At 65.5% G+C, this 15,436-nt stretch carries 17 protein-coding genes; 11 read left to right on the top strand and 6 right to left on the bottom strand.

Annotated elements, in window-relative coordinates:
- The first annotated feature begins 26 nt into the window (after positions 1–26).
- On the top strand, positions 27–1,658 hold the full coding sequence (locus WDM91_02255) for a CTP synthase (protein ID MEI9993391.1): 1,632 nt from the start codon (positions 27–29) through the stop codon (positions 1,656–1,658).
- A 74-nt stretch (positions 1,659–1,732) separates the two neighbouring features.
- Here the strand turns inward: WDM91_02255 and WDM91_02260 are convergent, their stop codons facing one another.
- From WDM91_02260 to WDM91_02275, 4 genes are all read right to left on the bottom strand, one after another.
- Positions 1,733–2,809 carry a fatty acid desaturase gene (locus tag WDM91_02260; protein MEI9993392.1) on the bottom strand — a complete coding sequence of 359 codons (1,077 nt, stop codon included), beginning with the start codon at positions 2,807–2,809 and terminating at the stop codon, positions 1,733–1,735.
- 76 nt (positions 2,810–2,885) lie between these two features.
- Positions 2,886–3,974, bottom strand: a complete 1,089-nt coding sequence (locus tag WDM91_02265) for a fatty acid desaturase (protein ID MEI9993393.1) — start codon at positions 3,972–3,974, stop codon at positions 2,886–2,888.
- Positions 3,975–4,142: 168 nt separating this feature from the next.
- Positions 4,143–5,519 carry a cytochrome P450 gene (locus WDM91_02270; protein MEI9993394.1) on the bottom strand — a complete coding sequence of 459 codons (1,377 nt, stop codon included), beginning with the start codon at positions 5,517–5,519 and terminating at the stop codon, positions 4,143–4,145.
- Positions 5,520–5,521: 2 nt separating this feature from the next.
- A complete protein-coding gene (locus WDM91_02275) occupies positions 5,522–5,743 on the bottom strand; it encodes a hypothetical protein (protein ID MEI9993395.1) in 222 nt (73 codons plus the stop codon).
- A 178-nt stretch (positions 5,744–5,921) separates the two neighbouring features.
- Here WDM91_02275 and WDM91_02280 point away from each other — a divergent pair, with 178 nt between their 5' ends.
- Together WDM91_02280 and kdsA are read left to right on the top strand one after the other, a co-directional pair.
- Complete coding sequence (locus tag WDM91_02280; protein MEI9993396.1) at positions 5,922–6,527, top strand: polysaccharide biosynthesis/export family protein; 606 nt, start codon at positions 5,922–5,924, stop codon at positions 6,525–6,527.
- A gap of 49 nt (positions 6,528–6,576) precedes the next feature.
- Complete coding sequence (gene kdsA, locus WDM91_02285; protein ID MEI9993397.1) at positions 6,577–7,425, top strand: 3-deoxy-8-phosphooctulonate synthase; 849 nt, start codon at positions 6,577–6,579, stop codon at positions 7,423–7,425.
- Between the two features lie 52 nt (positions 7,426–7,477).
- Here kdsA and WDM91_02290 read toward each other — a convergent pair whose 3' ends face one another.
- Positions 7,478–7,903: an MAPEG family protein gene (locus tag WDM91_02290; GenBank protein ID MEI9993398.1), complete on the bottom strand. Its 426-nt coding sequence runs from the start codon at positions 7,901–7,903 to the stop codon at positions 7,478–7,480.
- Between the two features lie 86 nt (positions 7,904–7,989).
- Entirely contained in the window at positions 7,990–8,361 is a 372-nt protein-coding gene (locus tag WDM91_02295) for a hypothetical protein (GenBank protein MEI9993399.1), read from the bottom strand.
- A gap of 254 nt (positions 8,362–8,615) precedes the next feature.
- On the opposite strand from WDM91_02295, the gene WDM91_02300 reads away from it, so the two are divergent.
- The 8 genes from WDM91_02300 (at position 8,616) to WDM91_02335 (ending at position 15,409) form a co-directional block, all read left to right on the top strand.
- Positions 8,616–9,047, top strand: a complete 432-nt coding sequence (locus tag WDM91_02300) for a hypothetical protein (GenBank protein MEI9993400.1) — start codon at positions 8,616–8,618, stop codon at positions 9,045–9,047.
- Positions 9,048–9,163: 116 nt separating this feature from the next.
- Positions 9,164–10,603, top strand: a complete 1,440-nt coding sequence (locus WDM91_02305; GenBank protein ID MEI9993401.1) for a tyrosinase family protein — start codon at positions 9,164–9,166, stop codon at positions 10,601–10,603.
- 103 nt (positions 10,604–10,706) lie between these two features.
- Positions 10,707–11,981, top strand: a complete 1,275-nt coding sequence (gene eno, locus WDM91_02310; protein MEI9993402.1) for a phosphopyruvate hydratase — start codon at positions 10,707–10,709, stop codon at positions 11,979–11,981.
- A 32-nt stretch (positions 11,982–12,013) separates the two neighbouring features.
- Positions 12,014–12,235 (top strand): hypothetical protein, encoded by a 222-nt coding sequence (locus tag WDM91_02315; protein ID MEI9993403.1) that lies wholly within the window; start codon positions 12,014–12,016, stop codon positions 12,233–12,235.
- Positions 12,232–12,558, top strand: a complete 327-nt coding sequence (locus WDM91_02320) for a type II toxin-antitoxin system RelE/ParE family toxin (protein MEI9993404.1) — start codon at positions 12,232–12,234, stop codon at positions 12,556–12,558. Before WDM91_02315 ends, WDM91_02320 begins: the two co-directional genes overlap by 4 nt.
- Before the next feature lie 67 nt (positions 12,559–12,625).
- Positions 12,626–12,937 carry a septum formation initiator family protein gene (locus tag WDM91_02325; GenBank protein ID MEI9993405.1) on the top strand — a complete coding sequence of 104 codons (312 nt, stop codon included), beginning with the start codon at positions 12,626–12,628 and terminating at the stop codon, positions 12,935–12,937.
- A gap of 88 nt (positions 12,938–13,025) precedes the next feature.
- Positions 13,026–14,036, top strand: coding sequence for a pyruvate dehydrogenase (acetyl-transferring) E1 component subunit alpha (pdhA, locus tag WDM91_02330; protein ID MEI9993406.1), 1,011 nt, complete (start codon positions 13,026–13,028; stop codon positions 14,034–14,036).
- A complete protein-coding gene (locus WDM91_02335; protein ID MEI9993407.1) occupies positions 14,033–15,409 on the top strand; it encodes a pyruvate dehydrogenase complex E1 component subunit beta in 1,377 nt (458 codons plus the stop codon). Before pdhA ends, WDM91_02335 begins: the two co-directional genes overlap by 4 nt.
- Positions 15,410–15,436 lie beyond the last annotated feature (27 nt).

Raw genomic sequence — 15,436 nt, forward strand, 5'->3', positions numbered from 1 at the left:
ACACTCTTTCGACATGTTGGCCTTCCATGGCGCGGTTGATCTTCATCACCGGCGGCGTGGTCTCTTCCTTGGGAAAAGGTCTTGCGTCCGCCGCACTCGGAGCTTTGTTGCAAGCTCGCGGGTACAAAGTCCGTTTGCGGAAGCTGGACCCCTATCTCAACGTGGATCCGGGGACCATGTCGCCTTTCCAGCACGGCGAGGTCTATGTGACCGACGACGGGGCGGAGACCGATCTCGACCTCGGCCATTACGAGCGCTTCACCGGCGTCTCGGCGGCGAAGTCGGACAACGTCACTTCGGGCCGCATCTACAGCCAGGTGATCGAGAAGGAGCGCAAGGGCGGCTATCTCGGCCGCACCGTGCAGGTGATCCCGCACGTCACCGACATGATCAAGGAGTTCGTCCTCACCGACATCGGCGACCTCGACTTCCTGCTGGTGGAGATCGGCGGCACGGTGGGCGATATCGAGGGCCTGCCGTTCTTCGAGGCGATCCGCCAGCTCCACAACGATCTGCCCTATGGCCAGACCGCCTTCGTGCACCTGACCCTGGTGCCCTATATCGAGGCCGCCGGCGAGCTCAAGACCAAGCCCACGCAGCACTCGGTCAAGGAACTGCGCGCCATCGGCATCCAGCCTGACATCCTGCTGTGCCGCGCCAGCCATCCGATCCCCGACGACGAGCGCCGCAAGATCGGCCAGTTCTGCAACGTGCCGGCGGAGCGGGTGATTCCCGCGCTCGACCTCGACACGATCTATCGCGTGCCCATGGCCTATCACGCGGCCGGCCTCGACACGCAAATTCTCAAGGTCTTCGGCATCACCGACGCGCCGCCGCCCGACCTGACGCGCTGGCAGCAGGTGCTCGACCGGGTGAAGAACCCCGAGGGCGAGGTGCGCATCGCGGTGGTCGGCAAGTACATGCAGGTCAAGGACAGCTACAAGTCGCTCTCCGAGGCGCTGGTCCATGGCGGCATCGCCAACAATGTGAAGGTCCATCTCGACTGGATCGACTCCGAGATTTTCGAACGGCCCGACGCCCCGGCCTTTCTCGAAGGCGTCAACGGCATCCTGGTGCCCGGCGGCTTCGGCGAGCGCGGCACCGAGGGCAAGATCCACGCGGTCAAGTTCGCGCGTGAGCGCAACGTGCCGTTCTTCGGCATCTGCTACGGCCTGCACATGGCGGTGATCGAGACCGCGCGCGACCTCGCCGGCCTCGAAGGCGCCGGCACGACCGAGATCGGCAAGCCCAAGCATCCCGTCATCGGCCTGATGACCGAATGGACGCTGGGCAATCAGAAAGTGACGCGCAGCGAAGAGAGCGACATGGGCGGCACGATGCGGCTCGGTGCTTATACCGCGGTGTTGACGCCGGGCAGCCGGGTCTCGGAAGTCTATGGCGGCGCCACCGAGATCAGCGAGCGCCACCGCCACCGCTACGAGGTCAACACCGAATACGCCAAGATGCTCGGCCGGCACGGCTTCGAGGTCAGCGGCTGGTCGCCCGACGGATTGTTGCCCGAGATCATGGAGATTCCGAACCATCCCTGGTTCATCGGCGTGCAGTTCCATCCCGAACTGAAATCCCGCCCGCTCGACCCCCACCCACTCTTCACCAGCTTCATCGCCGCGGCCGTGCAGAAGAGCCGGCTGGTTTAGGGCCGGATGTTCAAGACGAAAATTGCGGGTATTGAATTCTCCATAGCCGTGGCAGGCGGATCGGCTATTTCGCTCTATTCCGCCACCAGCGGCAGGCTCGTCGCCAGGCCGTTGAAATCCGTCCAGCACATCCGGTCGAAGTCGAACAGCTTGCAGACCTTCAGCGTGCGCCGGTATTCGTCGACCGACAGGACATATTCGGTGATCTCCGCGCCGAGCTTGGCCTTCAGCCGCGCCTGTTCCGCGGGCAGGGCATAGACCGGCACCGACGGGTTCACATGGTGCATCGTGTGCGCCATCACGTCCGAATAGAGCGGCAGGATGTCGATCGGCATCTTCACATGGACGGTGCCGCGGACATGCGCGTTGTTGGCGCGCCACGTTTCCTCGTCGGCGAACCACGGGATCTCGGGATAGGTGTGGTTGAGGTAGACCGTCACCGCCGCGAGATAGCTCCACACCGCGAAGGGCACGGCCCAGCCGACCGCGGCGACCTGCCAGAGCGGCCGCGCCGGGGCCACCAGATGGCCGGCCAGCAGGATCGTCCCGATCAGCGCCGCGCCGCCCAGAAACACGAACAGCGAATCCGCAACATGGCTGCGCCATTCGCGCCGCGCCAATTTCGACACGGGGAGCAGCAGCATCGGCAGCCAGATTTCGGTGTGATAATAGAGCACCGGCCCGAAGCCGCTGCGATAGACGCGCTCCAGCCAGCGCCGCGCCGGCGACGCCGCGCGATATTCCCGGACGCTCATCGGCGCCCAGACCGGATCGAAGCCCTTGAGGTTGGTCCGCCCGTGATGCCGCTTGTTGTGCGCCAGCCGCCACAGGCTCGCCGAATGGAGGACCGGCAGGAAGGCGATGCGCCCCAGCCATTTGTTCCAGCGCGGCGACGGCATGAGCGCGCCGTGGCAGCAGTCGTGCCCGACGATGAACACCATGGCGATGAACACGCCATTGGCGATGGCGAAGACGAGGTTGAGCGCGAGCGGGAAGGGCGCCAGCGCGCCTGCCAGCGTCGCCAGGTAGAACGCGCCATAGCCCGCGAACAGCGTCATGCCCTGCGTGAAGCTGCGCACCGGTATGGCCGCTTTGGCGGCGGCGGGCGCATGCAGGATATCTGGCGCCGCGATGCTTGCGGCGTCGGCCATGTCCACCAGGAACCCCGTCGTGTTTTTCCGGGGCTAGTCTGGGTCGGCTGGGATAATGAAGGCTTAGGAAACGCGGTTACCGCGCGTGAAGGTTAACCGGGCCTTGCGCGGAAAGAACAGGCGGCGCTGCGGACTGGAACCGGAAATCCCGCCAGCCATCGGCTTGCGGATCGTAGAGCTTGCAGGTCCGCGTCAGGCGCCAGTGATAAGCCGGCGTCCAGTGCACCACCAGCACGTCGCTGCGTATGCTTTCGAGGCTCGCCTGCGCCGCCTTCAGCGAATACATCGGGATGATCGGGTTCAGGTGATGCGCCGTGTGCTGCATCAGGCGGTGGAACAGCAGGTCGAACGCTTCCCAGAACACGATATGGACCGTGCCGCGCATCTTCTGCTCCGGGGTCGACGGCCGTCCCGTCGGCACCGACCAGCGCACATCGGGTCCGGTGTGCTGCACCACCGTGACGAAGGAGATATACAGGTTCCACAGCAGGAACGGGATCAGCAGACCGAACAGGAAGGCGTTGCCGAACGCCGCGCCCCAGCTCTGCCCGTTCAGCGCATGCGCTGCAAAGGCCAGCCCGCCGAGCAGCACGGCCAGCCAGGCATAGACGAAAACGAAATCCAGGTAGTCGCGGCCTTTCAGCGTCGCGCGTTCGCGCGCCGTGGGGAAGAAGATCTGCAGCAGCCAGATATCGATCAGGTAATGGGTGGCGTGGCCCAACAGGCTGCGCTGGTAGCGATAATAGGCCCGGCGCAGCGGCGACGCCTTGCGATAATCCTCGACCGTCATCGGCGAGAAGGCATTGTCGATGCCGATCTGCGCCGTGAAGCGATGATGCACGAGGTTGTGGTGATAGGCCCAGCGGCTCAAGGGATGCAGCGCCGGCAGGAAGCCGATGGTCGCGATCAGCCGGTTGAGCCATTGATGGCGCGTGCCGCCGCGATGGGCGCAATCATGCCCGATGATCCCAAGCGTCGCGGTGAGGATGCCGGCCACGAAGGCAAAGCCTAGCTTGGCCCACAGCGCCGTGCTCACCACTGCGCAGAAGACGCACAGGCCGTAGAGCGAGAACTCGGCCAGCAGCAGCGCGACCGGCCGGAACAGGTGCCAGGTCACGAACGGCGCCAGTTCGGCGCGCGCCTTGTCGGTCGTCATCAGTCCCATGGGACAGGTCTTCGCTTTCGCAACATTGCAATGGTTAACAATATAATAACGCAGTTTCGCAGTTGCGAATAGCCCGGCCGCATCGAGTGGCTAATGCCACCGCTCGAAGTTCCGCACAGTTCCCCGCCCGGCCGTAAGACTGCCACCGCCATGCGGCTCCGGGGGTGATCAGGTCCGCGGCGAGAGGATCATCTTGATGCCGTCGCGCGGCCGCATGGTGATGCGGTGTTGCAGCACGATGTTCTGCCCCGAGACCAGTTTCAGCCGGAAGCGCTGCGCCAGCGTGGCAAGGATGAGCTGCGCCTCGGCCATGGCCAGCGCCATCCCGATGCAAACGCGCGGCCCGCCGCCGAACGGCAGATAGGCGAAGCGGTGCCGTCCCTGCGACCGCTCCGGCGAGAACCGCTCGGGGTCGAAGGTCTCCGGCGCGTCCCAGAGCAGACGATGGCGGTGGATCACCCAGGGAATGACCGCGACCGAGGCGCCTTTGGGGATCCGGACCCCGGCGATCTCGTCGTCCGCCAGCACCGCGCGGTTGGAGAGCCCCGGCGCCGGCGGATAGAGCCGCATCGACTCTTCCAGCACCATGCGGCTGTAGGGCAGGTCGACCAGGTCGTCATGCGCCGGCGGCCGTCCGCCCAGCACCCGCGCGAGCTCGGCATGCAGCTTGGCCTCGACCTCCGGATGCTTGGCCAGCAGATACCAGGTGTAGGTGAGCGCCAGCGACGTCGTCTCGTGTCCCGCGAGGAAGATGATGACGGTCTCGTCGCGCACTTCGTCGTTCGACAGCCGCACGCCCGTCTCGCCGTCGCGCGCCGCGATCAGCCGGTCGAGCAGGTCGCGCGGCGCCGCGCCCGGCGCCTTCTCGCGCGCCGCGATGAGGCTCTGCATCGTCGCGTCCATCTCGGCGAAATTGGCGCGGATGCGCGCCATCTTTCGCTTCATGCGCGGCGGCCCGATCAGCGGCAGGATGTCGGTGATGCCGAAATCGAGCGCGCTGCTCATCCTGTTCAGCGAGCGGTCGACCAGCTGGCCCAGTTCGGCGCCGTCGCTGGAGAACATCGTGCGCGAGATCACTTCGAGCGTGAGACGGGTCATCTCCGCGGCGATGTCGACGACCGTGCCGGTGCCGCGCGCGGCCCAGCCATCCGCCATGTGGCCGGCGGACGTGACCATCGCAGGCGCATAGGCGACGATCGATTTGAAGTCGAAGCTCGGCGCCATCAGGCGGCGATGCGATTTCCACTTGTCGCCCTGCGAGACCAGAAGCCCTTCGCCGACGATGGCGCCGAGCGTCTTCGTTTCCATCTCGGTCTTGGGATAGTTCGCGACGTTGTCGAGCAGGACGCGCTTGACGCCCGCCGGATCGCTGACGACGAACTGATGCCCGAAGACGCCTTTCCAGTCCCACACCGGCTTCTCGAAGGCGGCCCGTGGGATATCCTCGAACTCATTGGCACTGCGATGGAATATCTGCGCCAGCAGGGAGCGCGCCTTTTCCGGTGGCGGCGCGGTGCCCACCAGGAACGCTTCGGACACGCTCATCGTCAGTGCTCCCCGGCCGCCTCGACCGATGTAGGCGGGAAGCGGTCCGGCTTCAATGACGCAAGACCGTGGATATTGAGCGATCCTGCGAGGACGAGCCCTGCCAGCAGGCTCGGTTCCGGCCCAATTCCGAGGCCGCGAAGGGCCGAAAACGTCAGCACGGCCAATCCCGTCATGCCCAGCGCCTTGAGAACCGGTCCCATCGCCGTGAGGAACTCCTGCATGGCCCACTCCCTTGCTATCGGCCTTGAGATGCAGCGTCCGGTCCGAATGGATGCGGCGGGATTCACAAATCCCAACCATCCGCCGCCGTCCGCCATTGCGTTAACCGATGGTTTACTCCGCCGCTAAAAACGTAGGGATTCCGAAAGGGCTGTCCGCTACCCTCCGCGCATGGCTCGATTGCAGTCCCTCCTTTCCAAGGCGCTGTGCGCGCTGGCGGTTGCCGGCGTTGCATTCGGCGCCCCCGCGCGCGCCGCCGGCGAGCCCGACTACCATCTGGGCAGCGGCGACAAGATCCGCGTCATCGTCTACGGCGAGGCCGATCTCGGCGGCGATTTCCAGATCGACGCCACCGGCCAGGTCCGCTTGCCGCTGGTCGGCGAGGTCCATGCCGGCGGCCGTACCGCGCACGATGTCGAAGGCAGCATCGCGAGCGCGCTCGGCAACGGCTATCTCAACGACCCGCGCGTCAGCGTCGAGGTCACGACCTATCGCCCGTTCTACATCGTCGGCGAGATTTTCAAGCCGGGCGAATATCCCTATTCCAACGGTCTGACCGCCCGCAGCGCGGTCGCTTTGGCTGGCGGCTACACGCCCAAGGCGGTGCAAAGCGCGCTCTATATCCGGCATCAAGGCGAGAATGCCGAACAGCGCGTGCCCGCGGACGAGGCGACGGCGATCCGCCCCGGCGACGTCGTGCGCGTCGACTCCACGACCTTCTGGGACGTGATGGATGTCCTGTCGCCGCTCGCGGGCATCAGCGCGCTGCGCTACACGGTTCCCTGATCCGCCCGCCGGTTGTATAAATCGGCATCCTCCGTCATAGGATCGCCGCATGACCGCCCCACCGCCCAACGCCGTCGTCAAGGTCGGCAACGTCGAAATCGGCAATGAGCGCAAGCTCTCGATCATCGCCGGTCCCTGCGCGCTCGAAAGTCGCGCCCACGCCTTCGAGATGGCCGCGGCGCTCAAGGAGATCGCGGCGAAAGCCGGCGTCGGCCTGATCTACAAGACGAGCTTCGACAAGGCCAACCGCACCAGCGCCGCCGGCGAGCGCGGCCTCGGGCTCGAGAAATCGCTCCAGATCTTCGCCGACATCCGCTCCCAGTTCGGCTTGCCCGTGCTGACCGACGTGCATGAGCGCGAGCAGTGCGCCGTGCTGGCGGAGGTCGTCGACGTTCTCCAGATCCCCGCCTTCCTCTCGCGCCAGACCGATCTGCTGGTCGCGGCGGCGAAGACCGGCAAGGTCGTGAACGTCAAGAAGGGTCAGTTCCTCGCCCCCCACGACATGAAGAACGCGATCGCCAAGGTCACCGGCGCCGGCAATCCCAATGTGCTCGTCACCGAGCGCGGCGTCTGCTTCGGCTACAATGCGCTGGTGGTGGACATGCGCTCCTTCCCCATCATGGCGAAGTTCGGCGCCCCGGTGGTGATGGACGCGACCCACGCGGTGCAGGAGCCGGGCGGGCAGGGTGATCGCACGGGCGGCAACCGCGAGATGGCGCCCTATCTGGCGCGTGCCGCGGTGGCGGCGGGCGTCGCCTGCGTCTTCATGGAGACGCACGAGAATCCGGACCGCGCGCCGTCCGACGGCCCCAACATGATCAAGCTCAAGGATGTGCCGGCGCTGCTCGGCGACCTGGTCGAGATCGACCGCATCGTCAAGCGGCCCTTCCTGAACTGAGCGCGAACGGGTGAAGCGCCTTAACGCTCCACCCGAAGATCGCGCGACGGCCTTACGTCGCGCTGACGGCGATCCAGGCGTTCACGATTCCGATGATCGCGAGCACCAGCAGGCCGGCGGTCCCCAGCAGCGTGACGCCGAATCCCGGACCGCGCTTGTCCGGCGCCGCCAGATAGCCGCGCATGTAAAGCACGCGGCCGACGATCCAGACCACGCCGAACGCGGCGGGAAGCCAGGGCAGGGCGTGGAAATAGCGCGTCGCCAGCCACAGCAGCGGCAGGAACGCCACGAACTGTTCGAGCGTGTTCACCTGCACGCGATAGGCGCATTCGAATTGCGGATTGCCGGTCACGGCCGGCGCGGAGACGTTATGGCGAGACCGCATCTGCGAGACGACCAAGCCGGTATAGAAGACGAAGAGGATGGAGAGAACGGTGACGGCCGCGCTGAGCAGCTCGGCATGCGTTATGTAGACCATGGCGTTTGCCCCCTTGGTGGCGGAGCTCCCGCGCGGTTTGCGCGGGAGCCTTATGCCGTCAGCCTACAGGATTCGGCAGACGCCGGTTACTGCGCCGCCGGACGCTGATGCGAAGCCATGAAGGCCTCGACCTTGGCCTTGATCGCGCCCTTCTGGTCGGCCGGCAGGGCGTTCCAGCGCGCATCGAGGTCGGCCTTGTACTTGGCGCGGTCCGTGTCGGACATCGCCATGAGCCGCTCGCGCTGCTGCTGGCGATAGGCGTGGCGCTGGTCGTCGGTCATGCCCGACGTCGCCTTGAAGCCGTCCGAGAACATCATCATGCGCTCTTCCGGCGTGAACATGCCGTGCATCATCATGCCGCCATGACTGCCGGGCCCGGCCGGCGCGTCTTGGGCGAAGGCGGAGGTGCTCAGCAGCAGGGCGGCGCCGGCGGCGAGAAGGAAACGCGAAAGGGTCATTACGCTACTACTCCATGGGGTGCGTCGGTTGAAACGCTTGAACGCGCAAACGTGATCGTTCCGTTGGCGGCGGGCCACAGGAAAGACAAAGTTTTCGGCGATTTAATATTCGCGCAGAAAAGAAAGACATTTCGATGACTTTTGACCCGAAACGGCAAGTTCCGCTGCTCGCAGGACTGTTCTTCGCCGCCGTCTTCGCGGCATCCTGCGGGTCCACCGCGGCCGGGCAGGGCGGGGCAACGACGGAGGCTTCGATGACGCTGGCATCCAGTGCGGCCGGTCCTCTGCGTCTCGGTGATTCACCGGTGCGGGTCCTGTTGGCCTCTTCCGGCGACCGGGCGGGGCTGCAACGCAAGGTCGCCGCCGGCCACCGGGTCGAACTCGTCCTGTCCGGCCTCTCTGCGGACCGCCAGCCCGGCATCCGATACCGCGTATATTTCGGCCTGCCGGCCGGAGCCGCGCCCGACGATGCGCATCTCGTCCAGGCGATCAACTTCTTCAACGATGTGCCGCTGGCCGGCGCCCTGCCGAAGCCGGACGTGCCGCTGCGCTTCGACATAACTGCCCTGGCGGCGAAAACCCTCGCCGCGGGTGGCGACGTGGCGGTGACGCTCGTCCCCGAAGGGCGGACCGAAAACGGCGCCCAGCCGCAGATCGCCCGGATCGCCATCGTCGTCCAGGAATAGGTTGGAAGGGCTGTTGGTTTTTGTCTGTATTGAAACTCCGGAAAATTTACTTTCATCTAGTCTTGATCTAATCTTCCCGTTCCGGCGCCTGGGGCGCCAATATTGGGGAGGATCTCATGAGCCAGTTCACAAGGCGTAGAGTCCTGGGTTCCGCAGCCGCCGGCGTCGCGGCGAGTGCGGTTCCGCTGTCATTGTTGGGTGAGATGGGGGCGATGGCCGGTCCGCCGGCCGTGCGTTACGAGGCGTCCACGTCGAACGGCCAGGCGAACCTCGTCAAATATGCGAACGCCGTGAAGATCATGGCTGCCAAGCAGCTCGGCGATCCCTGCAGCTGGGCGTTCCAGGCCAACACCCATTGGGTGCGCAGCAACACGACGAAGGCCGCGCTGGTCGCGACCCTGCCGGCGGCGCAGCAGCCGCTCGCCAATGCGATGTGGAACACCTGCCAGAACCATGGCGGCCAGACGACCGAGGACATGTTCCTGCCCTGGCACCGCATGTATGTCTATTATCTCGAGAAGATCGTGCAGTGGGTGCTGAACGACACGACCTTCGCGCTGCCCTATTGGAACTACAATGCGTCGGCCACGGCATCGCTTCCGGCCAAATTCCTGCAGCCGAACAATTCGACCAATCCGCTGTTCTACGCCTATCGCAATCCCGGACCGGCGGCAGGCAATCCCCTGACGGGGCTCAGCCTCGATTCGCTGAAGCAGGCGACCTATTCCGGCTTCTGTTCGACGCTGGACTTCGGACTGCACGGCGACGTCCACGTCCAGACCGGCAACAGCTCCCAGGGCATGGGTACCGTCCCCTGGGCCGCGAACGATCCGATCTTCTTCATGCATCACTGCAACATCGATCGGCTGTGGGCGAGCTGGAATCACAATGGCGGCACCAACCCCACCACGTCGTCCTGGCTCAACCAGACCTTCACCTTCGCCCAGGCGGCGGGTTATCCCGCGACCTGCCAGCAGGTCACGGCGACGGTGACGAATTTCAAGGACACGCTGGCGCTCGGCTACACCTATGACCGGTTCGAGCCCAAGCCGGGCCAGGTTCTCAAATTCCCGTTCCCGCTGGTCCTCGAGCGGATCAATCCGATCCTGCTCAAAGGCCCCGGGCCGGTCGAACTGGGCGCGCGCGTGACAAATACGCTCGTCCGGGGCGTCAACCTGACGGCGACCAAGGCACCGCTGCTCCGCTCGCATCTGACGGCGCTGACGTCAGATCGCCGCATCTATCTGCTGCTCGACGGCCTGATGGCGGACCGGGCGCCGGGCGTGGTCTACGACGTCTATATCAATCCGGAAGGCCGCGCCGGCACCGACAAGGCGCTCAAGGCCGGGACGATCAACTTCTTCGGCGCGGTGATGCCGAATGGCGGCCGCATGAAGGAACCGCCGAAGATCTCCTTCGACGTCACCGATGTGCTGCGCAATGTCGACCGCGGCGCGGTGCTCAACGACAAGATCTCGGTGACCTTCGTGCCCCAGGGGCGGGCCAATGCCGCCGCCAAGCCCATGGTCCAGCAGGTCTCGCTGGTCGAGGCCTGACGTCCCGCCTATCCCCAAAGGCCGCCCCCCGCCCCGGGGCGGCCTTTTTTTTCGTCCCCATGGCGGGTAGAGCTTGCGCCCTCGAAAGCTCCAGGGACCGTCCATGACCGCCATCCTCGACATCACCGGCCGCGAGATCCTCGACAGCCGCGGCAACCCGACGGTCGAAGTCGACGTCCGTCTCGAAGACGGCGCGCTGGGCCGCGCCGCTGTCCCCTCGGGCGCCTCGACCGGCGCGCATGAAGCGGTGGAGCTGCGCGACGGCGGCAAGCGCTATGGCGGCAAGGGTGTCGAGAAGGCCGTCGCGGCGGTGAACGGCGAGATCTTCGACACGCTGTGCGGCATGGAGGCCGAGGACCAGGTCCGCCTCGACCGCCTGATGATCCAGCTCGACGGCACCCCGAACAAGTCGCGGCTCGGCGCCAACGCCATTCTCGGCGTCTCCCTCGCCATCGCCAAAGCGGCGGCGCAGGCGGCGAACCTGCCGCTCTACAAATATGTCGGCGGCGCCGTGGCGCGCACCCTGCCGGTGCCGCTGATGAACATCGTCAATGGCGGCGTGCATGCCGACAATCCGATCGACTTCCAGGAATTCATGATCATGCCGGTCGGCGCGCCGACCTTCCGCGAAGCGCTCCGCATGGGCGCGGAGGTCTTCCACACGCTCAAGAAGGCCCTCCACGACGCCGGCCACAACACCAATGTCGGCGACGAGGGTGGTTTCGCGCCCAACCTCAAGAGCGCCGATGAAGCGCTGAGCTTCATTATGAAGTCCATCGAGAAGGCCGGCTACAGGCCCGGCGAAGACGTGATGCTGGCGCTCGATCCCGCGTCGACGGAGTTCTTCAAGAACGGCAAGTATGTGCTGGAAGGGGAGGGCAAGACCCTCGACCCCGCGGGCATGGTCAAGGTCTATGAAGACCTCTGCCGCCGCTACCCCATCGCCTCCATCGAGGACGGCATGGCGGAGGACGACTGGGAAGGCTGGGCCGGCATCACCCAGGCGATCGGCAAGACGGTGCAGCTCGTCGGCGACGATCTGTTCGTGACCAACACGACGCGCCTCGTCGAAGGCATCAAGAAAGGCGTCGCCAATGCGATCCTCATCAAGGTCAACCAGATCGGCTCGCTCAGCGAGACGCTCGACGCGGTCGACACCGCACATCGCGCCGCCTATCGCGCCGTGATGTCCCATCGCTCGGGCGAGACCGAGGACAGCACCATCGCCGACCTCGCGGTGGCGACGAATTGCGGGCAGATCAAGACCGGCTCGCTGGCGCGCTCGGACCGTCTGGCCAAGTACAACCAGCTCCTGCGCATCGAAGAGCAACTCGGCGACCAGGCAACCTACGCGGGAAAATCGGTCCTGAAGGCCTGACGCCCGGTTGCGCGGCGTGATATGCTTGCGGCATGAAAGATGACGAACTCGAAGTGATGTTCGACCGCGTCCGGGCTTGGCCCGAGGCGCGCAAGGAACGAGCTCTGGGACTGCTGGCGGCGCTGGATGCCTTCGACGATGTCGTTTATCCGCTGACGGGTATCGAGATCGCTGAGCTCGAGACCGCCATTCTCGAGACGGACGAAGCTTCCGACAAAGAGGTTGTCGCCGCCTTCGGGCGTCCGTTTCGGTGAAGCCGGCCGTCAGCAGGCGGGCCGTGCGGCAGATGCTGGATATCTTTTTGTATATCGCGCGCGACGACCCGCAAGCTGCAGAGCGCGTCCGAGATCGAATCTATGACGTCATCGCCTTCGTTGCCCGATACCCCCGCGCGGGCCATGCGACGATGATACCCGGCCTGCGCGTGATGCCTGTCGGAACCTATCCCTATGTCGTGCTGTTCCGCTGGGATGAGAAGCGACGAAGGGTACGCATCGTACGGGTCTTGCACGGCGCACGGCGTCGGCCGGCGCTGCGCGAGGATCAGCCGGAGTTCCGTTTGGCGGCGATGTCTTAACGCCGCGATTGCGCTTTTAACGATAAATCGCTTGACCCCACGAATCGGTCTGTGATTCGTTCAACGCATGCGAATCAAGCGAAGCATCTCGCGTCTCTTCGGGCTCTCCGTTCTGCCCGCGATCAGCTTCGCCGTCGTCGCCTATTTCGGCTATTACGCGATCTGGGGCGAGCGGGGCATGCTGGCGCTCTCCGATATCCAGGCCCAGCTTGGCGTCCAGGGCGAGCGGCTGGCCCAGGCGCGCGACACCCGCTTCCGGCTGGAGCACCGCATAGCCCTCATGCGTGCGGGCGATCCCGATATCGTGGAGGAGTGGGCTCATAAACAGCTGATGATCGGCGGCCCCAACCAGGTTGCCGTTTCCCGCGGCGCCCCCTGACAAACCGTCAACGCTTGCCAATTGAGGCGCCGCTTGCCAAAACGCGCCATGCTTTTCCACAGCCCGGCCAGCGCGAAGGTCGCCTCCCATGAACCAGCCTGAGACGGCCGCGGAAACCGGTATCAAGGCGGACGGCGCGACACCCAACACGGCCGCGCTGACGCAATTCTACACCGACATGCTGCTGATCCGCCGGTTCGAGGAGAAGGCCGGCCAGCTTTACGGCATGGGCCTGATCGGCGGCTTCTGCCATCTCTATATCGGCCAGGAGGCCGTGGTGGTCGGCATCCAGGCGGCCCAGAAGCCCGGCGACCAGGTGATCACCGCCTATCGCGACCACGGCCATATGCTGGCCTGCGGCATGGATGCGCGCAATGTGATGTCCGAGCTCACCGGCCGTGCCACCGGCTATTCCAGGGGCAAGGGCGGCTCGATGCACATGTTCTCGGCCGAGAAGCAGTTCTTCGGCGGCCACGGCATCGTCGGCGCCCAGGTGCCGCTCGGCACCGGCCTCGCCTTCGCCAACAAATACCGCAGCAACGGCCAGGTCAGCGTCACCTATTTCGGCGACGGCGCCTCGAACCAGGGCCAGGTCTACGAGGCCTTCAACATGGCCGAGCTCTGGAAGCTGCCCATCGTCTATGTGATCGAGAACAACCAATACGCCATGGGCACCAGCGTCGAACGCTCCAGCGCCGAGACCCATTTCTACAAGCGCGGCTCCTCCTTCAACATCCCCGGCAAGCAGGTCGACGGAATGGACGTCGAGGCCGTTCACGCCGCCGCCCTGGAGGCGCTGGACTGGTGCCGCTCCGGCAACGGCCCGATCATCCTGGAGATGAAGACCTATCGCTATCGCGGCCACTCGATGTCGGACCCCGCCAAGTATCGCACCCGCGAGGAAGTGACCGCGGTGCGAGAGAAACGCGATCCCATCGACCATCTCGGCCAGAGGCTTCTGGCCCGGAAGCTCGCGAGCGAGGACGATCTCAAGCAGATCGACAAGGACATCCGCAGCATCGTGAACGCCGCCGCCGAGTTCGCCACCGAGAGCCCCGAGCCCGATCCGGCCGAGCTTTACACGGACATTCTCGCATGAGCATCGAAATCCTCATGCCTGCGCTGTCGCCCACGATGGAAGAGGGCAAGCTCGCCAAGTGGCTGGTCAAGGAAGGCGATACGGTCAAATCCGGCGACATCCTGGCCGAGATCGAGACCGATAAGGCGACGATGGAGTTCGAGGCGGTCGACGAAGGCAAGATCGGCAAGCTGCTGGTCGCCGAAGGCACCGAGGGCGTCAAGGTCAACGCGCCCATCGCCACGCTGCTCGGCGACAATGAAGAGAAATCCGCGCCCGCCGCCACGGCTGCTCCGGCCGCTCCATCGGCGCCCAGGCGCGACGTCGAGAGGGCGGCCGAGGCGAAGCCTGCAACGTCCGCCGTGGCCTTGGTCGCGCTTTCCGATCCGGAAATCCCCGAAGGCACGGAAATGGTCACCATGACCGTGCGCGAGGCGCTGCGCGACGCCATGGCCGAGGAGATGCGCCGCGACGACACCGTCTTCCTGATGGGCGAAGAGGTCGCGCAGTACCAGGGCGCCTACAAGGTCAGCCAGGGCCTGCTCGACGAGTTCGGCGCCCGCCGCGTCATCGACACGCCGATCACCGAGCACGGCTTCGCCGGCCTCGGCGTCGGCGCCGCCTTCGCGGGCCTGCGCCCCATCGTCGAGTTCATGACCTGGAATTTCGCGATGCAGGCGATCGACCAGATCGTCAACTCCGCCGCCAAGACGCGCTACATGTCGGGCGGCCAGATGCATGCGCCGATCGTCTTCCGCGGCCCCAACGGCCCCGCCGCCCGCGTCGGCGCCCAGCACAGCCAGGACTATTCCTCCTGGTACGCCCACATCCCCGGCATCAAGGTCGTCGCGCCCTATTTCGCCGCCGACGCCAAGGGCCTGCTCAAGGCCGCGATCCGCGATCCCAATCCGGTGATCTTCCTGGAGAACGAGATCGTCTATGGCCGCTCCTTCCCGGTGCCCAAGCTCGACGATTTCGTGCTGCCCATCGGCAAGGCGCGCGTCGTCAAGCCGGGCAAGGACGTCACGCTGGTGGCGCATTCGATCTGCGTCGGCCTGATCCTCGAAGCCGCCGAGAAGCTCGCTGCCGAAGGCATCGATGCCGAGCTGATCGACCTGCGCACCTTGCGCCCGCTCGACACCGAGACGGTGCTCGCCTCGGTGCGCAAGACCAACCGCGTCGTGACGGTGGAGCAGGGCTGGCCGGTGTGCTCCATCGGCTCGGAGATCGCCTCGGTGGTCGCGCTCGAGGCCTTCGACTGGCTCGACGCGCCGCCGACCAAGGTCACCGGCAAGGACGTGCCGATGCCCTACGCGGCGAACCTCGAAAAGCTCGCCCTGCCGCATGTCGAAGACATCGTCGCGGCAGCCAAGGCGGTGTGTTACCGGTCATGAGCGCACCGAACCCACCATCCCCGTCAT

Origin of the sequence: Rhizomicrobium sp. (assembly GCA_037200385.1) — a bacterium.
In the GTDB taxonomy this organism is placed as follows: domain Bacteria; phylum Pseudomonadota; class Alphaproteobacteria; order Micropepsales; family Micropepsaceae; genus Rhizomicrobium.